The sequence below is a fragment of the Streptomyces sp. NPDC050548 genome, from assembly GCF_044457385.1.
Taxonomy (GTDB): Bacteria; Actinomycetota; Actinomycetes; order Streptomycetales; family Streptomycetaceae; genus Streptomyces.
The window spans coordinates 345,761-366,978 of sequence record NZ_JBITGV010000002.1 but is presented as its reverse complement, the minus strand read 5'-3'; the positions used below and the strand labels follow the sequence as shown (position 1 = coordinate 366,978).

Annotated in this window: 21 protein-coding genes and 1 pseudogene; 14 read left to right on the top strand and 8 right to left on the bottom strand. The window is 70.4% G+C overall.

Features of this window, described 5'->3' with window-relative positions:
- The first annotated feature begins 188 nt into the window (after positions 1-188).
- Positions 189-971, top strand: a complete 783-nt coding sequence (locus tag ACIBJH_RS07495; protein ID WP_399115892.1) for an ABC transporter ATP-binding protein — start codon at positions 189-191, stop codon at positions 969-971.
- Between the two features lie 3 nt (positions 972-974).
- Positions 975-2,285 (top strand): FtsX-like permease family protein, encoded by a 1,311-nt coding sequence (locus ACIBJH_RS07490; RefSeq protein WP_399115891.1) that lies wholly within the window; start codon positions 975-977, stop codon positions 2,283-2,285.
- 126 nt (positions 2,286-2,411) lie between these two features.
- Here ACIBJH_RS07490 and ACIBJH_RS07485 read toward each other — a convergent pair whose 3' ends face one another.
- A complete protein-coding gene (locus ACIBJH_RS07485) occupies positions 2,412-2,981 on the bottom strand; it encodes a TetR/AcrR family transcriptional regulator (RefSeq protein ID WP_399115890.1) in 570 nt (189 codons plus the stop codon).
- Between the two features lie 147 nt (positions 2,982-3,128).
- Here ACIBJH_RS07485 and ACIBJH_RS07480 point away from each other — a divergent pair, with 147 nt between their 5' ends.
- Together ACIBJH_RS07480 and ACIBJH_RS07475 are read left to right on the top strand one after the other, a co-directional pair.
- The gene (locus ACIBJH_RS07480) at positions 3,129-3,986 is read left to right on the top strand and encodes a MoxR family ATPase (RefSeq protein ID WP_093623538.1); all 858 of its coding nucleotides are present in this window, start codon (positions 3,129-3,131) and stop codon (positions 3,984-3,986) included.
- Positions 3,983-5,347: a VWA domain-containing protein gene (locus ACIBJH_RS07475; protein ID WP_399115889.1), complete on the top strand. Its 1,365-nt coding sequence runs from the start codon at positions 3,983-3,985 to the stop codon at positions 5,345-5,347. Before ACIBJH_RS07480 ends, ACIBJH_RS07475 begins: the two co-directional genes overlap by 4 nt.
- 1 nt (position 5,348) lies before the next feature.
- Here the strand turns inward: ACIBJH_RS07475 and ACIBJH_RS07470 are convergent, their stop codons facing one another.
- Complete coding sequence (locus ACIBJH_RS07470) at positions 5,349-6,056, bottom strand: SDR family oxidoreductase (protein ID WP_399115888.1); 708 nt, start codon at positions 6,054-6,056, stop codon at positions 5,349-5,351.
- Between the two features lie 160 nt (positions 6,057-6,216).
- Between ACIBJH_RS07470 and ACIBJH_RS07465 the strand changes: the two genes are divergently transcribed.
- Complete coding sequence (locus ACIBJH_RS07465) at positions 6,217-7,176, top strand: D-cysteine desulfhydrase family protein (protein WP_399115887.1); 960 nt, start codon at positions 6,217-6,219, stop codon at positions 7,174-7,176.
- 70 nt (positions 7,177-7,246) lie between these two features.
- Here the strand turns inward: ACIBJH_RS07465 and ACIBJH_RS07460 are convergent, their stop codons facing one another.
- The 3 genes from ACIBJH_RS07460 to ACIBJH_RS07450 all read right to left on the bottom strand — a co-directional run bounded on the left by ACIBJH_RS07460 (position 7,247) and on the right by ACIBJH_RS07450 (position 9,465).
- Positions 7,247-7,606, bottom strand: coding sequence for a cupin domain-containing protein (locus ACIBJH_RS07460; RefSeq protein ID WP_399115886.1), 360 nt, complete (start codon positions 7,604-7,606; stop codon positions 7,247-7,249).
- A 165-nt stretch (positions 7,607-7,771) separates the two neighbouring features.
- Entirely contained in the window at positions 7,772-8,752 is a 981-nt protein-coding gene (locus ACIBJH_RS07455; protein ID WP_399115885.1) for a pyridoxal-phosphate dependent enzyme, read from the bottom strand.
- The gene (locus tag ACIBJH_RS07450; protein ID WP_399115884.1) at positions 8,749-9,465 is read right to left on the bottom strand and encodes a transcriptional regulator; all 717 of its coding nucleotides are present in this window, start codon (positions 9,463-9,465) and stop codon (positions 8,749-8,751) included. Before ACIBJH_RS07450 ends, ACIBJH_RS07455 begins: the two co-directional genes overlap by 4 nt.
- Positions 9,466-9,590: 125 nt before the next feature.
- Between ACIBJH_RS07450 and ACIBJH_RS07445 the strand changes: the two genes are divergently transcribed.
- Positions 9,591-10,592, top strand: coding sequence for a MerR family transcriptional regulator (locus ACIBJH_RS07445; RefSeq protein ID WP_399115883.1), 1,002 nt, complete (start codon positions 9,591-9,593; stop codon positions 10,590-10,592).
- Positions 10,593-10,601: 9 nt separating this feature from the next.
- On the opposite strand, the gene ACIBJH_RS07440 is transcribed toward ACIBJH_RS07445, so the two are convergent.
- The gene (locus ACIBJH_RS07440) at positions 10,602-11,429 is read right to left on the bottom strand and encodes an MBL fold metallo-hydrolase (RefSeq protein ID WP_399115882.1); all 828 of its coding nucleotides are present in this window, start codon (positions 11,427-11,429) and stop codon (positions 10,602-10,604) included.
- Between the two features lie 172 nt (positions 11,430-11,601).
- Here ACIBJH_RS07440 and ACIBJH_RS07435 point away from each other — a divergent pair.
- From ACIBJH_RS07435 to ACIBJH_RS07415, 5 genes and pseudogenes are all read left to right on the top strand, one after another.
- Positions 11,602-11,871 (top strand): annotated as a pseudogene (locus ACIBJH_RS07435) (TetR/AcrR family transcriptional regulator); the annotation flags it as partial.
- 109 nt (positions 11,872-11,980) lie between these two features.
- Positions 11,981-12,166 (top strand): hypothetical protein, encoded by a 186-nt coding sequence (locus ACIBJH_RS07430; RefSeq protein WP_399115881.1) that lies wholly within the window; start codon positions 11,981-11,983, stop codon positions 12,164-12,166.
- A gap of 259 nt (positions 12,167-12,425) precedes the next feature.
- On the top strand, positions 12,426-13,310 hold the full coding sequence (locus ACIBJH_RS07425) for a zinc-binding dehydrogenase (RefSeq protein ID WP_399115880.1): 885 nt from the start codon (positions 12,426-12,428) through the stop codon (positions 13,308-13,310).
- 50 nt (positions 13,311-13,360) lie between these two features.
- Positions 13,361-13,660 carry an EthD family reductase gene (locus tag ACIBJH_RS07420; protein ID WP_399115879.1) on the top strand — a complete coding sequence of 100 codons (300 nt, stop codon included), beginning with the start codon at positions 13,361-13,363 and terminating at the stop codon, positions 13,658-13,660.
- A 181-nt stretch (positions 13,661-13,841) separates the two neighbouring features.
- On the top strand, positions 13,842-14,270 hold the full coding sequence (locus ACIBJH_RS07415) for a hypothetical protein (protein WP_399116376.1): 429 nt from the start codon (positions 13,842-13,844) through the stop codon (positions 14,268-14,270).
- On the opposite strand, the gene ACIBJH_RS07410 is transcribed toward ACIBJH_RS07415, so the two are convergent.
- Positions 14,248-14,586, bottom strand: a complete 339-nt coding sequence (locus tag ACIBJH_RS07410) for a hypothetical protein (RefSeq protein WP_399115878.1) — start codon at positions 14,584-14,586, stop codon at positions 14,248-14,250. The two genes, ACIBJH_RS07415 and ACIBJH_RS07410, sit on opposite strands and share 23 nt — an antisense overlap.
- A gap of 76 nt (positions 14,587-14,662) precedes the next feature.
- Complete coding sequence (locus ACIBJH_RS07405) at positions 14,663-15,646, bottom strand: aldo/keto reductase (RefSeq protein ID WP_399115877.1); 984 nt, start codon at positions 15,644-15,646, stop codon at positions 14,663-14,665.
- A gap of 209 nt (positions 15,647-15,855) precedes the next feature.
- Here ACIBJH_RS07405 and ACIBJH_RS07400 point away from each other — a divergent pair, with 209 nt between their 5' ends.
- From ACIBJH_RS07400 to ACIBJH_RS07390, 3 genes are all read left to right on the top strand, one after another.
- Positions 15,856-16,656, top strand: coding sequence for a FadR/GntR family transcriptional regulator (locus tag ACIBJH_RS07400; RefSeq protein WP_200710082.1), 801 nt, complete (start codon positions 15,856-15,858; stop codon positions 16,654-16,656).
- Positions 16,657-16,839: 183 nt separating this feature from the next.
- The gene (locus ACIBJH_RS07395; protein WP_399116375.1) at positions 16,840-20,058 is read left to right on the top strand and encodes a discoidin domain-containing protein; all 3,219 of its coding nucleotides are present in this window, start codon (positions 16,840-16,842) and stop codon (positions 20,056-20,058) included.
- A 50-nt stretch (positions 20,059-20,108) separates the two neighbouring features.
- Positions 20,109-21,206, top strand: a complete 1,098-nt coding sequence (locus ACIBJH_RS07390; protein ID WP_200710081.1) for an enolase C-terminal domain-like protein — start codon at positions 20,109-20,111, stop codon at positions 21,204-21,206.
- Positions 21,207-21,218 lie beyond the last annotated feature (12 nt).

The window sequence follows — 21,218 nt, the reverse complement described above, 5'->3', positions numbered from 1 at the left end:
CCTGGTACCGCTGTGGCGGAGGCCACACCTCCGGTCACAGCCCTGTCACAGCGGGTCCCGCGCACCCGACCCCGGGGGTGTCGCTGAGTACACCCCGGGATACGGGTTCTGCGCCCAATGTGCGTACTCCGCGCGCTCCGTAGCGTCGTCGGCGAGGCACAGGGCGTGCCGCACGGAGGGTGATGGCGATGTTTCGCACCGCACGACGGACGCACGACAAGGGACCCGCCGCCGAGGCGCTGCGGCTGGTCAAGGTCAGCAGGACCTACGGCCGCGACGACAGCGCGGTGACCGCCCTGGACGGGGTCACGCTGAGCCTGGAGCGCGGCACGTTCACGGCGGTGATGGGGCCTTCGGGGTCCGGCAAGTCGACGCTGTTGCAATGTGCGGCGGGGCTCGACCGGCCGGACAGCGGGATCGTGATGGTCGACGGCGCGGAGCTGACGGGCGGGAGCGAGGCGGAGTTGACGAGGTTCCGGCGGGGGCGGATCGGGTTCGTGTTCCAGCAGTACAACCTCCTCGACACGCTCACCGTCGCGCAGAACACCGTGCTGCCGCTGAAGCTGGCCGGCCGGCGCGTCGACCGTGCGCGGGCCCGGGAGGTGTTGACCGCGGTCGGTCTCGGGGACCGGCTCGGCCACCGCCCCGACCAGCTCTCCGGCGGTCAGCGGCAGCGGGTCGCCATCGCCCGCGCGCTGGTCACCGAGCCCCGGGTGATCTTCGCGGACGAGCCGACCGGTGCCCTGGACACGCGCAGCGCGCGGGACGTGCTGCTGCTGTTGCGGGAGGCGGTGCGGGTGCACGGGCGGACCGTGGTGATGGTGACGCACGACCCGGTCGCGGCCTCGTACGCCGACTCGGTGGTGTTCCTCGCGGACGGCAGGCTCGCCGGCCGGATGCACGCGCCGACCGTGGACGCGGTCGCCGAGCGGCTGGCGCACCTGGGCGACGACGTGACGGTGGGGGTGTGACCGATGTTCGTACTGGCGATGCGTTCGATCCGGCAGCGGCCGGGTCGGTTCCTGGCCACACTGCTGGCCGCGTTCCTCGGCGCGGCGATCATCATGACGTTCGACTCGCTGCACGACACGGCGGCACAGCACGGCATCGACTCGGTGAGCGCCGAGACGCTGTCCACGTCGGCGAGTGTCGTCGGCGGCTACGGCACTCTGCTGGTGTTCTTCGCCGTGGCCTCCACGCTGACGGTCAATGTGCGGCAGCGCACAAGGGAGCTGGAGACTCTGCGCTGCTCGGGGGCGACTCCGGCGCAGCTCAAGCGGATGGTCGTGGGTGAGGCGGTGGCGGTCGCCCTGCTGGGCGCGCTCCTCGCCGTCGGCCCGGCGATGCTCGGCGGACGTGCACTGCTCGGGGTGTTCCAGGACAGCGGACAGGTGGCACGGTCCGTCGACTACTCGTTCGGGCCCTACGCCCTCCAGTCCGGCCTCGGCATCACCCTCCTCGCCTCGGCGGGCGCCGCGTTCCTGGCCGTACGGCGGGCGACCCGCCGGCGTCAACAGCCGGGCCGGGCAAGGACGTTGCTCGCGTACGGCGCGCTGGTCGCGGGTGTGGTGTCGGTGTCGTCGACCTTCGCGTTCTCCGCGACGGACGCCGCGCTGATGGCGGCACCGGCGTACGGGGCGATCCTGCTCTCGGTGGGACTGGCGCTACTGGCGCCCCGGCTGCTGAAGTCGCTGCTCGACCGCCTCGAACTGGCGGGCGCGAGCGGCTGGTTGGCCGTCCGCAATCTGCGTGAGCGGGCCGCTGAGCTGTCCGGCATCCTGATGTCGCTGATCCTGTTCACGGCGGTGTCCACGGCGACGCTCTCCATGCAGGCGGTGGAGAGCGACGCGGTGAAGGCCTCGGGGCTGCAGAAATCGGTGGACGCGAAGAACCTGGAGACGCTGAACTTCACGGTCGTCGGCATCATCGTGGTCTTCGTCTGCGTGATGCTGGTCAACTCCCTGTACGCGGCGACGACTTACCGCGCCCGGGAGTTCGGCGGACAGCGCCTCGCGGGCGCGACTCCGGGACAGGTGCTGCGCACGGTGGGCACCGAGACGGCGATCCTCACGGTCACCGGAGTCCTGTCCGGCACGGTGGCCGCGCTGGCGGGGATCATCCCGTTCACCATGGTCCGCACGGACTCGGTGCTGCCCCACCAGGGCCTCGGGATCTGGCTGACGGTCGTCGCGGTGGCGGCGACGGTGACGCTGGGGACGAGCCTGCTGACGGCACGACGGGTGCTGCGGACGCCGGCGGTGGAGTCGGTGGGATTGGCGGCGTGAGTCCTGCCGGACGGGTCAGGGGCAGTCGGGCTGTGGCTTGTCCGCGGCACCGTCGTGGCTGGTCGCGCAGTTCCCCGCGCCCCTTCAGGGCGCGCAGAACGGGGCAGCGGCCATAGCGACCGGCGTTCAGGCGACGCCGGCCGCGTCCAGCAGTATCGTCACCGTCTCCAGGGTGAGCCCGTCCAGCGTCTCCAACCTCGCACCGGCACGGGCACTGGCCCCGTCGAAGATCAGCATCAACTGGCGGGCCAGCAGAGCGGGATCGTGCGCGCCGCCCAGCTCGGCCTGGACGCGGAAAGCCTCCTGCAACGTCTCCTTGGCGGCGCGGGCGACGACACTCGCCGGATGCTCGGGGTCCTTCAGTTCGACCAGCGCGGCGAGAAAGGGGCAGCCCATGTACTCGGGCCCGATCGACGCCTTCTCCGCCTGCTCGAAGACGTACAGGATGCGCTCACGGGGCGTACCGGCGTCGTCCGGGCCCGGCATGAGGCGCGCCGCGTAACCGGGGGCCCGGCGCTCCAGGCTCGCGGCCAGGACCTCGTCCTTGCTGTCGAAGAGCTGGTACATCGACCGTTTCGAGACTCCGGCGGACCGGCACAGCGCCTCGACGCCGATGGAGACGCCGTCGCGGTAGAAGCGTTCGGCCGCCGCGTCGAGCAGCCGGTCTCGGGGGGACACCTTGTCTGTCGTGGCCATAGTGCGAGGTTACCGCGCCGGAAGCCGAGAGGAAACCGATCGGTGTACAGGCTTGCGCGGAGGCCTGCTTCCGGGCGACAGTAAAGGTGAGCAAGCGCTTGGACATGCCGCGTACCAACACACCACCCGTGATCCGCCGGAGGCCCCGTGTTCCGTTCCGTCGACGAAGTCGCCGCGCGCCTCGCCGAGACCGGCTATCTGGCCTCGCCCGCCGTCGCCACGACCGTGTTCCTCGCCGACCGCCTCGGCAAGCCGCTCCTGGTCGAGGGCCCGGCCGGCGTCGGCAAGACGGAGCTGGCGAAGGCCGTCGCCGAGGTCGCCGGCGCGGAGCTGGTCCGGCTCCAGTGCTACGAGGGCGTCGACGAGTCCCGCGCGCTGTACGAGTGGAACCACGCCAAGCAGCTGCTGCGCATCAGCGCGGGCCGCGACGAGAGCTGGGACGAGACCCGCACCGACATCTTCAGCGAGGAGTTCCTGCTCCCCCGCCCGCTGCTCACCGCGATCCGCGGCGACGACCCGAAGGTCCTGCTGATCGACGAGACCGACAAGGCGGACGTCGAGGTGGAGGGCCTGCTGCTGGAGGTGCTCAGCGACTTCCAGGTCACCGTCCCGGAGTTGGGCACGATCACCGCGACCCGCCGCCCCTTCGTGGTCCTCACCTCGAACGCGAGCCGCGAACTCTCCGAGGCCCTGCGTCGCCGTTGCCTGTTCCTCCATATCGGCTTCCCCGACGAGGAGTTGGAGCGCCGGATCGTACGGCTGAAGGTGCCCGGGCTCGGCGAGACCCTGGCCGAGTCGGTGGTCCGGGTGGTCGGGGCGCTGCGGGAGATGGAGCTGCGGAAGGTGCCGTCGGTGGCCGAGACCATCGACTGGGCCCGCACCCTGCTGGCGCTCGGCGCGGACACGCTCGACGAGACGGTCGTACGGGACACCCTGGGCGTACTCCTGAAGCACCAGGACGACATCCTCAGGGCGGCGGCGAAGCTCGACCTGGACGCGGTGTGACCGCCACCGAGGTCACCGATGTCGCCGAGCGGCTGACGGGCCTCGTCGCGGCGCTGCGTGCGCACGGTCTGCGGATCGGGACCGGCGAGACCGTCGACGCGGCGCTGGCGATGGAGGCGCTCGGGTTCACGGACCGGGAGCTGCTGCGCGAGGGGCTGGCCGCGACGCTGCTGCACGGGAACGCCCAACGCCCCGTGTTCGACCCGGTCTTCGACCTCTACTTCCCGCGCGGCATCGGAGCGCCGCAGGGCGAGCCCACCGGCCGCGACGATCTCCGCGACCGGCTCGCGGCGGCGCTCACCGCCAACGACCGTGCGTTGATGGGGCAGTTGGCGGCGGAGGCGGTCGACGGTTTCGGCGGCTACGGCAACTCCCCCGCGTCGGACGGCTGGTCGTCGCACCAGACCCTGGAGTGGCTGCGACCGCAGACGCTGCTGGCCCGGGTGCGGACGAGCATCCGGGCGCAGGGCGGGGACGCCGGGTTCACCGACCGGCTGCTGGACGACGAGATCCGGCAGCGCATCGAGGGCTTCCGGCGGCAGGTCGCCGCCGAGGCGCGGCGCCGGGTCGCCGAGCGGCGCGGCCGGGACCAGATCGCCCGGCGGGCGGTGGCGCCGACGGCCGACCGCGTCGACTTCCTGTTCGCGGGCCGGGCCCAACTGGCCGAGCTGCGCAGGGCTGTTCAGCCGCTGGCCCGGAAGTTGGCCACCCGCCTCGCCGCCCGCCGGCGCCGCGCCTCCCGGGGCACGATCGACCTCCGTCGCACCCTGCGCGGTTCGCTGTCCACGGGCGGGGTGCCGATGCGGCCGGTGCTGCGCAGGCGCCGGCCGGTCCGGCCCGAACTGGTGCTGCTGTGCGATGTGTCGGGCTCGGTGTCGGGCTTCTCCGACTTCACGATGCTGCTGGTGCAGGCGCTGCACGACCAGTTCAGCAAGGTCCGTGTGTTCGCCTTCGTCAACCGCCTCGACGAGGTGACCGGGCTGCTCGCGCACGACACGGCCGACCCCGAGGGGCTCGGCGCCCGCATCCGCGCCGAGGCCACTCTCACCGGCTGGCACGGAAGCAGCGACTACGGCGTCGCCCTCGGCGAGTTCGCGGAGCGGTACGGCGACGCTGTCGGCCCGCGCACGACCGTGTTCGTCCTCGGTGACGCCCGCACCAACATGAGCGACCCGAATCTCCCGGCCGTCCGGCACATCGCCCAACGGGCCCGCCGCGTCTACTGGTTGAACCCCGAGCAGCGCTCCCAGTGGGGCACCGGCGACTCGGCCGCGCCCGGCTACGCGGAACTGGTCGAGATGCACGAGTGCCGCAACGCGAAGCAACTCAGCTCGCTGGTGGGCCGGTTGCTGCCGATCTGAACTAGACGGCGGCGGTCAACTGCGGGTAGAGCGCGCCGCCTTCGGCGGACAGCCCCGCCTTGACCTGCCGGGTCAGATCGTCGGCCAGGACCTCGAAGGCGCCGGACTCGATGCCGTCGAGGGCCTGGGCCGCCACGCTCTCGGGAGTGGACTTGGGCCCGTCGACATGTGCGGCCATGTCCGTGTCGACGTAGCCGACGTGCAGTCCGGTGACCTCGATGCCGCGCGGCTTCAGGTCCAGGCGCAGGGAATTGGTCTGCGACCAGAAGGCGGCCTTGGACGCGCTGTAGGAGCCGGCGAGACCGACCCAGGACAGCACGGAGTGGAAGTTCAGGATGTGTCCGCCGCCGTTGCGCTCGATGATCGGCACGAAGGCGCGTGTGACCAGCAGCGGGCCGTAGAAGTTGGTCTCGAACTCGCGGCGGATGTCCTCGACGGGCGAGTCCAGGAAGTTCGCGTTGACGGCCGCGCCCGCGTTGTTGATCAGGATCGTGACGTCCTGCGCCTGCTCGGCCGCCGCCGCGACGGACGCGGGGTCGCTGACCTCCAGCGCCAGCGGTACGGCGTCCGGGTGGGTGACGGTCTTCGGGTCGCGGGCGGTGGCGTACACCTTCTTGGCGCCGCGCTCGTACAGGGCCTGCACCAGTGCGCGGCCGATGCCACGGCTGCCGCCGGTGACGAGGACGACGGAACCTTCGATGTCGGTCATGGAGATCTCCGGGATGAGGGGATGCCGTGGAGCACCCGACACAGGTGGAAACCGATCGGTTTCCTCATGTCGACCACAGTAAACCGATCGGTTTCCAGGGGCAAGCCCGCAGGCCGGCCCACAAGCGGGCACGACTCCGAAGCGCGCGATGATGTACGCCATGAGCGACCCCCGCGTGGACCTGGCCACCTTCCCCACCCCCGTCGAACCGGCGCCCCGGCTGGCCACCGCGATCGGGCTCGGGCCGGACGACCTGTGGATCAAGCGCGACGACCTGACCGGCCTCGGAGGCGGCGGCAACAAGATCCGCAAGCTGGAGTGGACCGTGGGCGCGGCGCTCGCCGAGGGCGCGGACACCCTGGTCACCACAGGCGCCCCGCAGAGCAACCACGCCCGCCTGACGGCCGCCGCCGGAGCCCGGCTGGGCCTCGCCGTGGTGCTGGTGCTGCGCGGAGCGCCGGGCGGGTCCCGCTCCGGGAACCTCGCTCTGGACGGGCTGTTCGGAGCCCGGATCGCCTGGGCGGGCGAGGTGGACCAGGCCGGACTGGACCGGGCGGCGGCCGAGGTGTGCGAAGAGCTGCGCGGCAGCGGCGCCAGGCCCGCGCTGATCCCGTTCGGCGGTTCCAGCGCGCTCGGCGCACGCGGGTACGCGCACTGCGGCGAGGAGTTGCGCGGGCAGCTCCCCGATCTCCGTGCCGCCGTGGTCGCGCTCGGCTCGGGCGGCACGATGGCGGGGCTGGTGATCTCACTCGGAGTGGAGGCGGTGCTCGGGGTCGACGTCGGCGCACTCCCCGAACCGGCCGCCGCCGTACGCGAGTTCGCGGGCCTGCCCACGACCGAGGGACTCCGGGTCCGGCGCGATCAGATCGGCGCCGGCTACGCCACGCTCACCGCGCCGACCGCCGAAGCGCTCACGCTGGCCGCCCGCACCGCCGGGCTCGTCCTCGACCCGACGTACACGGGACGGGCGATGGCCGGTCTGATCGCGGCCGTCCGGGACGGTGACATCAGGCCGGGCGAGCGGACCGTGTTCGTGCACACGGGCGGGCTGCCCGGCCTGTTCGGACACGGGGAGGCCGTCGGGTACGCGGAGGGGCAGGTCGTCGCGTACCGGGCATGACAGTCGGGTACCGCGCACGACATACGCGCCCGGCGGGTGCGGTGCCGCGGGGCGCGTACGTCCGGAGGGGCTACGGAGCCTTCGCGTAGTCCGTGGCCATGGCGCCGGCGAAGTCGTACACGATCACCTGCTCGTCGCCGACGACCCACGCGTCATGTCCCGGCGGGCACACGAAGACGTCGCCGGGGCCCACTTCGCCCTCTCCGCCGTCGTCCATGAGGAGATGCATCCGCCCCTGGACGACATAACCGTTGTGATGGATCTCGCAGCTCTTGGTGCCCGCGATCGGGCCCACGGACTCGGACCAGCGCCAGCCCGGCTCGAACGTGCCCACCGCGAAGTCGAGTCCGGTGAGGTGGACCGCTTCCAGGTGCCCGCGGGGGAAGTCACGCCGCTCGTCCGGCTTCTCGACCGTCTTCACTTCCAGCATGACGGCTGCCTCCATTCCGGCCGCGCACAGCACGGCCGGGGCCGGTCTCCGTCTCCCGGCTGCCATGGACGGCACCGGCGCTCCGGCGGGGGCCGCGCCCCACCACTCCATCGTCTTCCTGTCCACCCGGGAGCGCCATTCGGGGGAAGCGCTACTGGGGCGCGGTCATGACGAACCGCTCGCGCACAGCTGCGCGAACCGCTCGGCGCCGATGTTGCCGCCCGAGACGATCATCCCCACCCGGCCGGCGACCGGGCCCGCGCGCCCGGCGAGGAGCGCGGCCAGCGGGGTGGCGCCGCTCGGCTCGACGACGATCTTCAGCCGCTCGAAGGCGAACCGCATCGCGGCCTTGATCTCCTCGTCGCTCACCAACGCGATCTCGTCGACGAGCCGTTGATTCACGGAGAAGGTCAGTTCACCGGGCGTCTTGGCCGCCTGTCCGTCCGCGATGGTGCGCGGCACCGGGATGGTCACGCGCCGGCCCGCCTCCAGGGACCGTTTGGTGTCGTCCCCGGCCTCCGGTTCGACGCCGGTCACGCGGGTGCGCGGGTGCAGCCCCTTGACGGCGGTGGCCGTCCCGGCGATCAGCCCGCCGCCACCCACGGGCACCAGCACGGCGTCCAACTCCCCTACTTCCTCGACGAGTTCGAGTGCCGCCGTGCCCTGCCCCGCCATGACGTGCGGATGCTCGTAGGGCGGGATGAGGGAGAGTCCGCGCTCGGCCGCCAGGGCCTCGCCGATGGCCACCCGGTCGCCGGTGTAGCGGTCGTAGGTGACGATCTCGGCACCGTATCCCGCGGTGGCGGCCAGTTTCAGGGCCGGGGTGTCCTCGGGCATGACGATCACCGCGGTGGTGCCGAGTTCACGGGCGGCGAGGGCGACGGCCTGGGCGTGGTTGCCGGAGGAGTAGGCGGCGATGCCCCGGGCCAGTTGCTCCGGGGTCAGCCGGGAGGCCGCGTTGTAGGCGCCGCGGAACTTGAAGGCGCCGATGCGCTGGAAGTTCTCGCACTTCAGGAACACCTCGGCGCCGACGAGTTCGTCGAGGGTGCGCGAGCGCAGTACCGGTGTGCGGTGGGCGACGCCCTTGATCTGCGCGGCGGCGTCACGGACGTCGTCGAGGGTGATGGGCGGGGTGGTGGTCGTCACGCGGGTCCTCCATCGGAAGCGGAGTCGGCGGGAGGGGCAGGGGTGTTGGTCGCGGCGCGGGCCTGGGAGAGGTAGGTGTAGGCGGAGGCGCGGGAGATGCCCAGCCGGGCGGCGACCTGCTCGACGGCCCGGCGCACGGCGAAGACCCCGTGCTCGTCGAGGCTGCGGAACAGCTCCAGCCGCTCGGCGCGGCCGAGTTGGACCCACGTTCTGCTCTGCCGCAGCTGATGGGCGTCGACGATGGCCTCGACCACGGAGTCGATGTCGTTGCCGAAGGTGGTCGTACCCGACGCCTCGTCCGCCCCGGTCCCGACGCCCCCGCCGATCCCGGCGAGTACGGCCTGCGCCTGCTGTACGGCGGTGACGTCGACGTTGACGCACAGCGCGCCGAACACCGCGCCCGTCGAGTCCCGCAGCACCATCGTGGACGACTTGAGCAGCAGGCCGCCCTTGGTCCGGGTGAGGTAGTTCAGCTCGTCGCCGGCCTCGTCCCCGCGCGCCAGCACCCGCAGCCCGATCTCGCTCATCGCACCGCCCACCGAGCGCCCGGTGACAGCCCCGGCGACGGCGACCACGGACTTCTCCGGGTGCCGGTAGTCGTGCAACACGACCTCGCAGACCGGCCCGAAGGTCGCCGCGATGCCCTCGACCACAGGCCCCAACGCACCGACGATCGCGTCCCGTTCGGCGTCCAGGGCAGGGTTGCCGTCCACCTTCCCCCCTCTCCCACACCTAGACAATAAGTCCAGTCACTATACTCAGATTCCAGTCACTCGGCGTTGACGGCCGCCGGTCCGCCCTTGACTCTCAAGTCGCTTGAGATCCCATAGTGATCGGCATGAACGAGCTCTACTCCATCGGAGACGTCGCCCGCCGCACCGGCCTGAGCGTGAGCGCGATCCGGTTCTACGCCGACGAGGGCGTCGTCACCCCCACCGGTCTCACCGGGGGCGGCTTCCGGCAGTACGACGTGCACGCCATCGCCCGGCTCGAACTCGTACGGACCCTGCGCGACCTGGGTGCCGGCCTCGACGACATCCGCCGGGTACTGGGCGCCGAGACCTCTCTGCACGACCTGGCGGTCACTCATCTGCGCCTGGTCGAGGACCAGTTACGGCACTTCCGGGCGCGCTCGGCCGTGCTGCGGACCATCGTGCGACAGCACACCACGACGGAACAGGTGAGCCTGATGCACAAGTTGGTGTCGATGTCCGACGACGACCGCGACCGGCTCATCGGCGAGTTCTGGGACTTCGTGACCGACGGCCTGGACGTCCATCCCGGCTATGTCGAGCAACTGCACGACAAACGGCCCCATTTGCCCGAGGAGCCGTCCACCGAGCAGTTGGAGGCGTGGATCGAACTCGCTGAGATCGTGCGGGACTTGGAGTTCCGCACGGCACTGCGGGACTTCCTCCACCGCACCTTCGGCACCGAGCAGGGCAGGCTGATGGCCTCGCCGGAGATGATGGACCGCGTCGAGAGGCACCGGAAGCTTCTCCTGGAGGCGCAGGCCTCCCAACAGGCGGGCGTGCCCGCGGAGTCGCCGCTGGCCCGGGACATCGCCGAGCGGGTGGCCGCCGACTCGGCGAGGCTGGTCACCGCCATGACCGGGGACCACGGACACGACGTCGAGAAGGCCCGGCGCGGCATCGTCGACTTCGACCGGAACGGCAGGTCGGCACAGACATTGGCGAAGTCGACCGGCCTGCGACTGCTGACCAAGTACCACTCCCTGGTGGCCACCATCAACGGCACCCCCAAGCCGGACCCGGAGCGCGCGGCGGCACTCCGCGAGTGGATGGCCGCCGCGCTGCGCCACGGCCCGTCCGGCGGGTGACGCGGCCGGTCAGGACATGCCGAACATCAGCCATGCCTGCTTGGCTGCGAAGTCGGGGTAGAGCGTGTGCATGGCGTCGAACAACTCGCGGTCGGTGGACGCCTTTTCCTGGAGGCGCCCGAAGCCGGTGAGCCAGCGCTTCGTCGTCTCGATGCACTCGGGGGTGTCCGGGACGCCGGGCTTCTTGTGGCCGACCACGGCCGTCCTCGGGTTCAGGGCCGCCAGCCGGTCCAGCGCGGCGATCCAGTTCTCGCGGATCTTGGGAGTGGTGTCGGCGACATACGCGTGGCACTGGTTGTACAGGACGTCACCGGCGACGACGAGGTCGATCGACGGGACGTACAGGGAGGTGCTGTTCTTGCCGTCGGTGTGGCCCTGCTCGATGATCCGCAGCTCGTGGCCCTCCAGGGTGAAGGTCTCCTCCTCGTAGGGCTCCGGCAGCGTGAGCGTGTTCGGCATCTGCCCCGGGAACCACTTGCGGAAGACCGGCAGCGCCCTCCCGTGCTCCCGCGCCAGTTCGACCGAGCCCGGTGTCGCGATGGCGCGGGCCCCGGGGTGGCGCCGGAGCAGCACGCCGAGGCCGCCGAAGTGGTCGAGGTGGCCGTGGGTGATGTAGATCGTGGTCAGGTTGCGGTGGTGCAGGGCGACCCAGTCGGCCAGCGCCTCGGCCTCGGTGACGGTGGTGAGCGGGTCGACCAGGACGGCGTCGCGCTCGCCGTAGATCAGGGTCGAGGTCATCGGATCCCAGGCCATCGGCGCTCCGAAGGGCCGGGGCCGTTCTCCCACCAGTGGCTTCTCCGGTGCGGTGAAGACGTTGACGTCGAGCTGAGTGGGCATGCGAATCGGTTCCTGTCTGTGGCGGTGGCGGGAAACCGGGAGGAGCGCACCCGCCTCCTTGCATGTTCTATGCCATAGACCACAGATTAATTTCGGCGAGGTCGGACCCGCTTGGACGAGCAACTGAGGTGGTGGTTTCGTGAGCCCTCGTAAGAGCGACAGCCGCGAGCGGATGGTCAACAGCACCGTGGCCCTGCTGCGCGAGTACGGCGCGAGCGCGACCAGCATCGACCGGGTGCTGGCCCACAGCGGCGCTCCGCGCGGCTCGGTGTACCACCACTTCCCCGGCGGGCGGACGCAGTTGGTCGAGGAGGCGGTGGCGCTGGCCGGCGACTTCATGGCCGGTGTGATCGAGGCCGCCGTGCAGGCCGACGATCCGGTGGCGGCCATCGACAAGTTCTTCACCGTGTGGCGCGACCAGCTCGTGAAGAGCCGCTACCGGGCCGGCTGCCCGATCGTGGCCGTGGCCGTGGAGACCAACGACGAAGCCCCCCCACCTCGCCCGCTCCGCAGGCGCGGTCTTCGCCGGCTGGCAGGAGGCGTTGGCGGCCATGTTGCGGCGGCACGGCATCGCCGAGGACCGAAGCCGTCGGCTGGCCGCGCTCATCGTCGCCGCGGAGGAGGGTGCGGTGGTCGTGTCCCGGGCCCAGCAGAGCAGCGCCCCGATCGAGGCGGTCGCCGCCGAGATCCACGACCTGCTGGTCCTCGCGCTGGGCAACCGCCCCGGCGCCGACTGACGCTTCTCGCCTCATCGATGAGCGTCGGCATCAACTCCGCGGAGACAAGCCTTCGTTCACTCATCCGGAACCCCGACCGGCACGCGCCGGTTTCCGGTCCCGTACGACCGAGTCCCAAGGAGGGCCACCCATGCAGAGATTCGAGTACGTCAAGAAAGGCGAACTGCGCTACGTCGACGTCCCGATGCCGGTGCTGGAGTCCGACGACGACGCGATCGTCCAGCCGGTCGTCTCGACCACCTGAGACCTGGACCGCTTCATGATCGCGGGACTGGCGCCGTTCCAGGGCCCGTTCGCGCTCGGGCACGAGACCGTGGCCAGGGTCCTCGAAGTGGGCGACAACGTCTCGCACGTGAAGCCCGGTCAACTGGTCGTCCCCGCCTGGCATGTCGCGTGCGGCACCTGTGCCGCGTGCGCGTCCGGTCGCCCCACCGGTTGTACGACCGTTCCGCGCAACGCGATGTACGGGCTGCCCACCGGCGGTGACTTCGGCGGCTTCTTCTCCGAGGCGGTCCGTATCCCCTTCGCGGGCTACGGGTTGGCGCCGCTGCCCGAGGGGGTCAGCGACCGTGCGGCGGCGTCGGTGGGCGACAACCTCTCCGACACCTACAGCGCGGTCGCCCCGGCCCTGCGCAACGCGCCTGGCGCCGACGTCCTCGTCATCGGAGGGACCGGCTCGGTCGGCGTCTTCGCCGTCACTTTCGCCAAGGCACTCGGCGCTTCCTCGGTCTGCTATGTCGACTCCTTCGACCCCGAGTGCGTCGAACTCGCCCGCGGACTGGGCGCCGAGATCCTCGACGAAGTGCCCCGTGGCCGCGAGTTCCAGGTGACCCTCGACGCGTCCGGCCGTCCCGACGGGCTGCAGGCGGCTCTCAACGCGGTTGCCCGGAACGGCACTTGCCACAGCTTCGGCATCTACTGGCAGGACGTCTCCGTGCCCGTGCTCTCGATGTACATGCAGAACGTGACGTTCACGACGGGCCGGCCCAACGTCGGTCCGGTCATCCCCGACGTACTCGCCCTCATCGCAGACGGCACCGTCGACCCGCTCCCGGTGTTCTCCGACGTCGTGAGCTTCGAGGGCGCCCCGACCGCCCTGGCCCAGGGCCTCCGCAAGCCCCTCGTCGTCCGCGACGGCTACTAGACCGACCGCGACCGAACGACGGCCGCTCGACCCGCACAAGGAGAAACCCCATGCACCGCATCGTCGTCCAGTACTTCGACCCCGCCGACCCCGGCGCCTTCGGCACCCGGTACCGCGATGAGCACGTCGCGCTGGCGAAGGCCATCCCCGGCCTTGTCGACTTCCAGCTCTCCCACCCGCGCGGGCTCATGGGCGTGACGCCGTATCTCGTGGTCGAGATGGCCTTCGCCGACGAGGACACCGTGGCCACCGCACTGCAGTCCGCCGAGTTCGCGGAGGCCGGAAAGCACGCGGCAGGGTTCGAGGTCGCCTCGACCGCCCTGTACATCTCCGCTCCGCAGCAGGCCTGAGACGAGAAGGGCCGCCACCGGCTCGACCAGCCCCCGATTCCTCGACGCCTCCGCGTCAACCCGCCCGAGGAGAACCAGAGATGAGCGCGACTCGGATACCCCCAGTCGACGACGAGATCACCGAGGAAGTCCGGGCGAACCTGGACAGGGCCACAGCGGATCTCGCCGTAGGGGCGGACGTCTGGTCGAGGCTCGGCCTGGACCGACGGGCCGCCCTGATCGCGGAGACTCAGGCGTCGATCGCGCGGCACGCGAACGACTGGGTCGCGGCGGCGGTCGCGGCCAAGGGAACCCACGCGGGCCCGAACGTCATGCGGGGCTACCTCGGCAACCCCGGGGCGACCGCGGCCACGATCGATCCGGACGGGTTCCTGCACACCGGGGACATCCCGACGAGGAAGCCGGCGAGATTCCCCGCGCGTTCGTCGTCCTCCAGGACGGCACCACCGCGACGGCGAACGAGATCATGTCGTACGTCGCCGAACGCGTCGCCCCGCACAAGAAGGTCCGGCTCGTGGACTTCGTCGACGTCATCCCGAAGTCGGCGTCGGGGAAGATCCTCCGCAGGGACCTCAGGGGACGGTCGGTCACGACGTCTGCTGCAGGGTGATGTAGTCGTCCTTGTCGACGGTGATGGCGGCGATCCCCTCGGATGCGTCGCCGCCCGGAGCGCACATGAAGTTGACCGTCCCGCCCTCTTCGACCAGGACCGTGCGGGGCCGGCTGCTGCACCAGGCGATCTTCAGCTGGAGCCGGTGTTCTCCTGGCGGCACTTCGAAGCGGACCGTCTTCCCTCGCCGGATGCTGCCCACTCGGGTGTCGTCGATGAGCACGTCGTAGCCGCGGAGCATGTCGCGACAGCCGCCCCGCTCCCGTGACAGCACGAGGGTTCCGTGGGCGGGTACGGCTCTTCCCTCGTCGTGCATCGCAGCCCCCTTCGCACGAACACCGTGGGTGCCGTGAGCGTACTCATGCGTCAACTGCGGCGGAACAAACGGCTGTTCAAGCCCACTCCGCCGTTCCGCTCTCCGCTGCTGCGTCGAGGTCCCGCCATGTTTCCGCGGTCAGATCGGCGGCGGTCCAGCGGGCGGCGGACACGATCTCCTCCGGGGTACGGAAGCCCGCGACCACGCAGGCCACACCGGGGTCGCGCAGCGGAAAACGCAGGGCGGCGTGCGGGAGTGCGGTGCCGTGTCGGGCGGAGACCTCGGCGAGGAGCCGGGCGCGGCGCAGCACCGGTTCCGGGGCGGGGCCGTAGTCGAAGGTGGCGTCGCTCGCGGGGCAAGTGCGGCTGAGCAGGCCGGAGTTGAACGGTGCGGCGGCGACCACCGCGACCCCGCGTCCGGCGCACGCGTCCAGCAAGGGGCAGGCGGTGCGGTCGAGGAGGGTCCATCGCCCGGCCACCATCACGGCGTCGACGTCCGCCTCCTCGACGACGCGCAGCAGCGGGGCGACCGTGTTCATGCCGACGCCGACGGCACCGATGACACCTTGGTCGCGCAGGGCCGTCAGCGCGGGCAGGGCATGGTCGAGGGCGGTGTCCAGGTGATCGTCGGGATCATGGACGTAGACGATGTCGACATGGTCGAGTCGCAGGCGGTCGAGGCTGGCTTCCAGACTTCGCAGTACGCCGTCCCGTGAGTAGTCGGGGCGGCGTATCAGCGTGTCGGGGACGGCGAAGCCTCCTGCCGTCAGGTCGGATCCGGTGGGTGCCGGGTGGGGTTCCAGCAGTCGGCCGACCTTGGTGGAGACGGTGAACTCCGTGCGCGGACGGTGCGCGAGGGCCTCGCCGAGCCGCCGTTCGGACAGGCCGAGGCCGTAGTGCGGGGCGGTGTCGTAGTAGCGCACCCCCACGTCCCAGGCGGCATCGAGGGTGGCCCGCGCCTGGTCGGCGTCGATCGGACCGTGGAGGTTGCCGACGGGGGCGGCACCGAATCCCAGCGTGCTGACCCGGACGCTCGTACGGCCCAGTGGGCGTGCCCTCACGAGGTTCCCGCTTCCACGGCCCTCGCCGCATAGAGAAGGATCTGCTTCATCTGGCAGGCAGGACCCTAAGGATAGGATCCATTTCACGCAACACCCTGATCGATATGCGTAGTTGGTGACGGTCTGCTGGGTTATCAACAGGGGCTCGAATCGAGATCTGTCCGATCTCTTCCCAACCCTCAGCGGCAGTGCCATATTGGCCACGGAAAATGAACCTGATTCATTCGTGGCACAAGAGGGGGCTCGCCTTGGGCGACTCAACACCGGCCTACCGTCCGGGATATGAGCTGGTCGCGGAGCAACTGCTGGAGTACATCGCCCAGCAGAACCTGCGGCCCGGCGACCGCCTCCCCACCGAACAGGGCCTGGCCCAGATCCTCGGAGCCTCCCGCAACGTCACCCGGGAGGCCGTGAAGGTGCTGGCCGCGATCGGCCGGCTCCAAGTGCGGCGCGGTGCGGGCATCTTCGTCGCCGCCTCGGTCGGCGGGCTGCTGGACGACGAGCTCTCGCACTTCCGGCCGACCGGCATGGAAGACGTCCGGATGCTCCTGGACTACCGCAAGGTGATCGAGTCGGAGACGGCGCGCCGTGCCGCCTCCCACGCCACCCCGATCGAGGTCAGGGCCATCCGGGAGAGCGCGGAGAGTTCCCTGACGGCGGCCACGATGAACGACGTGGACACCTTCGCCAAGGCGGACGCGGCGTTCCACGACGCGGTGGGCGCCGCGTCGCACAACGTGTTCCTGAGGGCGAGCGTCGCCGGTGTGCGGCGTCTGGCGTCCCAGTCCGACGTGCTGCTCTTCCACGGTGACGTGCCCGGGTCGCTGGAAGTCGCCGCGCACCAGCATGTGGCCATAGCGGAGGCGGTCGCCGCGGGGGCGGCCGATCTCGCCGAGCGGCTGATGGTGGAGCACATCGCCACCACCCAGAGCCAGTTCGAGAGCAAGATTCGCGACCGGCTGTTCAGTCCCGAGGCCCAGCCGCCCTCCCCGGAGGCACCGGCCTCGTAACCCGGCCGACCCCGCATGTGCCGCAGCACGGCGATCGGGTCGCCCGACGCCCTCAAGTCCCGGTGGACGACCGGGACTTGCAGGTATCAACCTCCCTCAGGCGATTGGATTCGCGTGTCTCATCCGTCTGCGCGCAGGGGCGCCTTCACGCCGCTGCGAAGAAGTCTCACGGCCGCCTTCTCGATGGCCGCGACGGCCGCCCTGCTGACCGCCGCACCGGCCCAGGCGGCCGCCGCACCGCCGGACCTGAACATCTATGTCTCCCCGACCGGCCAGGACGCGGGCTCGGGCACCGCCGCGCACCCCTTCAGGACCCTTGACCACGCACGGGATTACGTACGCGATGTCAAGCAGAAGGCCAAGGGCGACATCCACGTCCGGCTCCTGTCCGGCACCTACCAGCTCAGCCGTACCTTCACCCTGACCGCCCGCGACTCCGGCAGCAACGGGCACCGGATCTTCTACGAGGCCGCCCCCGGCGCCCACCCAGTGATCAGCGGAGGCAAGCAGATAACCGGCTGGGTGCCGGCCGACAGTGCGGGACAGGTCTACAAGGCCAAGGTGGGGGACATCGACACCCGCCAGCTGTATGTGGACGGGGAGTTGGAGACCCGCGCGCGCAGCGGCAAGAACCCGGCCGGCTTCAGTCAGACGTCGACCGGCTACGCCTTCACGGACTCAAGTCTCAACGCGTACAAGCGTCCCTCGGACCTGGAGATCGTCAGCTCCTGGGGCTGGAAGCTGATGCGCTGCCCCGTGCAGTCGATCGCCGACTTCAAGATGACGATGCAGCAGCCCTGTTGGCACAACGCGCATCTCCAGCAGGGTCAGGAGATCCAGAACCCGACCTGGCTGGAGAACGCCCGCGAGCTGCTGGACACGCCCGGTGAGTGGTACCTGGACAAGGGCGCGGGCGAGATCTACTACATGCCCAAGTCCGGCCAGAACCTGTCCACTTCGACCGTCACCGTGCCGCTCGTGCAGGACCTGGTGGACCTCGACGGCACCCGGGCCGCCCCGGTCAGCAACGTGTCCTTCCAGGGCATCACCTTCTCCTACTCCACCTGGCTCGCGCCCAGTTCGTCCGAGGGCCTCATCGAGGGCCAGGCCGGTTTCCGGATGGTCGGCAACGACCCCACCTTCGACGCGACCCGTCTGAAGTGGCAGAAGACACCGGGTGCCGTGAACGTCGGCTACGGCCACGGGATCGGCTTCGAGGGCAACACCTTCACCCATCTCGGCGCGGTCGGGCTGAACCTGAACACCGGCACGCAGGGCACCGACATCACGGGCAACGTCTTCCGCCAGATCGCCGCGACCGGCATCCAGATCGGCGGAGTCGAGGTGATCGACGCCCACCCCGACGACCCCCGGGACATCACCAAGGACACCCAGGTCGCCAACAACGTGGTCACCAAGGTCGCCGACCAGTACAACGGCTCCATCGGCATCCTGGCGGGCTACACCGACCACACCACCATCACCCACAACAAGGTCTACGACCTGCCCTACACCGGCATCTCCGTCGGCTGGGGCTGGGGCCTCACCGACCAGGGCGGCGACACCAACTACCCCGGGAATCTGGGCGTTCCGATCTGGGACACCCCCACGACCAGCCGTGACACCAAGGTCACGGACAACGAGATCTACGACATCATGAAGTCGCAGGCCGACGGCGGCGCCATCTACACGCTGAGCTCCAACCCCGGCGGTGTGGTCTCCGGCAACTACATCCACGGCACGCCACCACCCGCCTACGGCGCGATCTACCACGACGAGGGCAGCCGGTACTGGACGAACACCGGCAACGCCCTGTGCGACGTCGCCTACCAGTGGCTGTTCCTCAACCACGGCATGGACATCGACGCCACGAACAACTTCACCACCCAGCCCGCCTTCTCCACCCAGGCCAACAGCACGGGCAGCACCATCAGCGGCAACACCACCGTGGGTTCCTGCGCCCAGCTGCCTGCCTCCATCGTCAACAACGCGGGCCTGCAGGCGAGTTACCGCCACCTCGACCCGGGCCCCGCCGTCACCGACCACCAGGCGCCCAGCACGCCCGGCACGCCGAGCGCGGTCACCGACTTCCCGACGATCGCGGACCTCACCTGGGCCGCCTCCACCGACGACACCGCCGTCACCGGCTACTCCGTCTACCGCGACGGCAAGCTGATCAGCGCCACCGGCAGCACGTCGGTGCGCCTCCCGGGCCTGACCGCCGGAAAGACGTACACCTTCACGATCACTGCCCGCGACGCGGCCGGCAACGAGTCCCAGCCCAGCGAGGCGCTCAAGGTCACCATGCCGTCCGGTTCCGACCTCGCCCTGAAGAAACCGATCACCGCCTCGTCGTACTCGGAGGCCAACACCCCGGAGAAGGCGGTCGACGGAGACCTCTCCACCCGCTGGGCCCAGGGCCTCGGCCTGCCCGACCCGTCCTGGATCCAGGTCGACCTCGGGGCGTCGTACGACGTGAACGGCGCGATCACGACCTTCGAGAAGGCGAGCGGATACAAGTACCGCATCGAGGTCTCCCCCGACGAGGTCCACTGGAAGACGCTCGCGGACCGCACCGCCGCGAACACCACGGCGGCGACCGACTACGTCCACACGGACACTCCGGTCGCGGGCCGCTTCGTACGACTGACCGTCACCGGCTCCAACTGGAACGGCGGCAGCATCTACGACTTCCAGGTCTACGGCACCCCCCGGACCGTCACGGACCACACGGCCCCGACCGCCCCCGGACAGCCGACGGCCAAGCCGCTGCTGCCCAGCCTGGTCGACGTGAGTTGGCCCGCGGCCACCGATGACACCGGCGTGACCAGCTATGTCGTCTACCAGGACGGCAAGCGGATCGCTGTCACCGACGCCACGACCCTGCGGGTCTCCGGTCTGACCGCCGGCACGCAGTACTCCTTCACCGTCGTGGCACGCGACGAGGCACTGAACACCTCCGACCCGAGCAAGGCGGCCGTCGTCACCACACCGGCCGACAACGACCTGGCCCTGAACAAGCCGGTCATCGCCTCGTCGCAGTACGACGCGGACCACGCGCCCGAGAAGGCGGTGGACGGGAATCCCTCCACCCGCTGGGCACAGGGCGCGGGCCTGCCCGACCCGTCCTGGATCCGGGTCGACCTGGGCAAGGACACCAGCGTCTCCAGCGTGGTCACCACCTTCGAGTTGTCCGGCGGCTACAAGTACCGCCTGGAGTACTCCACCGACGGCACGACCTGGTCCCTGTTCGAGGACCACACCTCTGCCGCCACCTCGTCGTCGACCGTCTACTCCTTCGCCGACGCACCCGTCACCGCGCGCTATCTGCGCCTGACCGTCACCGGTTCCAGCGGCAACGGCGGCAGCATCTACGCGCTACAGGCGTACGGCGGCTTCTGAGCCCGCGGTTCTCCAGCCAAAACGTTTCCCCACAGAAGACGAAAGCCAGGATGAAGATCACCCATGTCGAAGTACACCGGATCGATGTTCCGGCAGCCAGTCCGCCCTTCCGCTGGCGCGACGGGCTGAGCGGCAGCGCTCCGGTGGGCGACGGCGCGGTCCTGCACATCGGGACGGACGAGGGGGCCGAGGGCGTCGCGCTGTTCGCCCGCCCCGGCGCCCACGTCGTCCTGCGGGACCTGGTGGACCGGGTCTTCCGCGAGGAACTGGTCGGAGCCGACCCGTTCCAGCGGGAGTGGCTGTGGCACCGGGTGTGGGAGCTGGACCGTATCCACGAACTCCCGCTCCCCACCCTGGGGTTGATCGACATCGCCCTGTGGGACCTGGCCGGCCGCTACCACGGCGAACCGGTCTGGCGCCTGCTCGGCGGTTTCCGGGACGCCATCCCCGCCTACGCCTCCACCTCGACGTTCGCGAGCATCGCGGAGTTCCTCGACGTGGCGGACCAGTCTCTGGCCCTGGGGTATCGCGGGATCAAACTGCACGCCTGGGGCGACGCCCGCCGTGACGCCGAACTGTGCCTGGCCCTGCGCGAGCACGTCGGTCCCGACGTCCCGCTCATGTACGACGGTTCGGCGGGCTTCGATCTGCCCGACGCGATCCGGCTGGGACGGGCGCTCTCCGAGGCCGACTACCTCTGGTACGAGGAGCCGATCCGCGAGTTCAGCATCTCGGCCTATCAGCGGCTCGCCGAGACCGTCGACGTACCGCTGCTGGTGGCGGAGACCTCCGACGGTGCGCACATGAACGCGGCCGACTTCATCCGGTCCGGTGCCGCCACCTTCGGCGTCCGGGCCGGCACCACCCTGCGGGGCGGCATCACCGGCGCGATGCGCACCGCGCATCTCGCCGACGCCTACCGGCTGCGGGCCGAGGTGCACGGTTCGGACATCCCCAACCACCACCTGTGCATGGCCATCTCCAACACCACCTACTACGAGTCCCTGGTGACCTCGGTGAACGTCGTCCGAGAGCGCCATGTGGACGACCAGGGCCTGGTGCACGCCCCCACGGGGCCCGGCATCGCCCTCCCCCTCGATTTCGGCTACGGCAGCCAACTCCTGCCGTTCGTCGAGCAACCGCGCTGAGCGGCGCGAGAA